This window comes from Mycobacterium sp., from assembly GCF_049802695.1.
In the GTDB taxonomy this organism is placed as follows: domain Bacteria; phylum Actinomycetota; class Actinomycetes; order Mycobacteriales; family Mycobacteriaceae; genus Mycobacterium.
Genome location: NZ_JBARMY010000198.1, coordinates 1 through 2,004 on the forward strand (window position 1 = coordinate 1; position 2,004 = coordinate 2,004).

The window sequence follows — 2,004 nt, forward strand, 5'->3', positions numbered from 1 at the left end:
CGCTCCAGACCGCGGTGGCCGCCGCGGTGTCCAGCGGCGCGACGGGCCTGGAAGCCGCTGCGCTGGTGGGAGGTTCGGCCGACGACCCCGGTCTCGCCGCCGTCCGCGAGCTCACCGAAGCCGCGGCGGTCATCGTCACGGACCGCAAAGGCAGACCCGTCTTGACTGAGAACGAGGAAGCTCAACGCGGGTGAGCGAGTTTCGTTCCGGATTCGTCTGCTTCATCGGCCGGCCCAACACCGGGAAGTCGACGCTGACCAACGCACTGGTCGGCGCCAAGGTGGCGATCACCTCGAACCGCCCGCAGACCACCCGGCACACCATCCGCGGCATCGTGCACCGGCCGGACTTCCAAATCATCCTGGTCGACACTCCAGGCTTGCACCGCCCGCGCACGCTGCTGGGCCAGCGGCTCAACGACCTGGTCCGCGCCACCTATGCCGAAGTCGACGTCATCGGGTTGTGCATCCCGGCCGACGAGGCGATCGGCCCGGGGGACCGGTGGATCGTGGACCAGATCCGCTCGACCGCACCCAAGACGGCGCTCGTCGTCGTCGTCACCAAAATCGACGCAGTGCCCAAAGACCGGGTGGCCGCCCAACTGGCCGCGGTCAGCGAGTTGGTCGGCTTAGCCGAGGGCCGGGAAGCCGAGATCGTTCCGGTGTCGGCCGTCACCGGCGAGCAGATCGACGTGCTGATCGACGTGCTGGTCGCCGAGTTGCCGGTCGGTCCGGCCTACTATCCCGACGGCGAGCTGACCGACGAACCCGAAGAGACCCTGATGGCGGAGTTCATCCGCGAGGCCGCGCTGGAAGGTGTGCGCGACGAGCTCCCACATTCACTGGCGGTAGTCATCGACGAGGTCAGCCCGCGCGAGGATCGTGACGATCTGATCGACGTGCACGCCGTGCTCTATGTCGAGCGCGACAGCCAGAAGGGCATCGTAATCGGTAAGGGCGGAACGCGGCTGCGCGAGGTGGGCACCGCGGCGCGCGGCCAGATCGAAAAGCTGCTGGGCACCAAGGTGTATCTCGATCTGCGCGTCAAGGTCGCCAAGAACTGGCAGCGGGACCCCAAACAGCTCGGCCGGCTGGGCTTCTAGACGTTTTGGCGCTTACCGCATCGACGGTCCGCTGGACACCGGCGGCTTGTCGGTGCCGGTGTCCCACCACAGCTGCGGCTGCTTGGCCGGCCAGTCCAGCACCGCCTCCAGTTCGGCGGCCAGCGAGACCAGCAAGCCCTCACTGTTGGCCGGGCCCATCAACTGCACACCGATGGGCAGCCCCTCGCTGGTGAAACCCGCCGGGACGCTGATCGACGGCCAGCCCAGCACGTTCCACGGCCAGGTGACCGGGCAGGCCGCGATCATCACCCGGTCGGTCGACAGCCCACCCAGCTTGTCGAAGGCGTGCACCGGGGGCGGCGGCTGCGCGGTGGTGGGCGCCAGCACCACGTCGACGAAGTTGAAGATAGAGCTGACCCGCCGTTGGTTGCGTGCTTCGCCGGCGCGGGCCCAGCGCAGCCGCCACCCGGACAGCGCCCGGCCGATCCGCATGTTGGACAGCGTGCGCTGGTCGAAATCCACCCCATCGCCGAGCCGCTCAGCCCAATCCAGCAGGCCGGAGGTCGAGCGGGACAGGAAGTTCAGCGACAACCGCAGGCCGTAGTCGGGGTTGGCGGTGACGACGTTGTGGCCGAGCAGTTCGAGCTGCTCGACCACCGCCTGCAGCGCGGCTTTGATCTCCGGGTCCAGCTTGGCCCGGAAACCGGTGAACGGGAACCGCGTTGATACCGCGATATTCAACGGCCCGGGCGCCATACCGACGTACTCGGACACCGTCAGCGGCGGCGGTCGGTGCAAGTCACCGTCGACGTTGCCGGCCGCGGCGTCGAGCACCAGCGCCGCGTCCTCGACCGTGCGGGCCAGCACGCCGTTCACCGTGATGCCGTTGAACGCCTCCGGCAACGGCCAGGTGGAGATCCGTCCACGCTGCGGCTTGATAC

2 protein-coding genes and 1 pseudogene are annotated in these 2,004 nt (G+C 68.4%); 2 read left to right on the forward strand and 1 reads right to left on the reverse strand.

Translation table 11 applies throughout. The features are described 5' to 3' along the window. A pseudogene (locus tag WA317_RS07975) lies at window positions 1-194 on the forward strand (hypothetical protein); the annotation flags it as partial. Then, entirely contained in the window at window positions 191-1,102 is a 912-nt protein-coding gene (gene era / locus WA317_RS07980; protein ID WP_425172520.1) for a GTPase Era, read from the forward strand. The pseudogene WA317_RS07975 and the gene era, both read left to right, overlap by 4 nt. Before the next feature lie 12 nt (window positions 1,103-1,114). Here era and WA317_RS07985 read toward each other — a convergent pair. Then, a partial coding sequence (locus tag WA317_RS07985; RefSeq protein WP_425172521.1) for an amidase family protein occupies window positions 1,115-2,004 on the reverse strand: 890 nt, incomplete at its 5' end.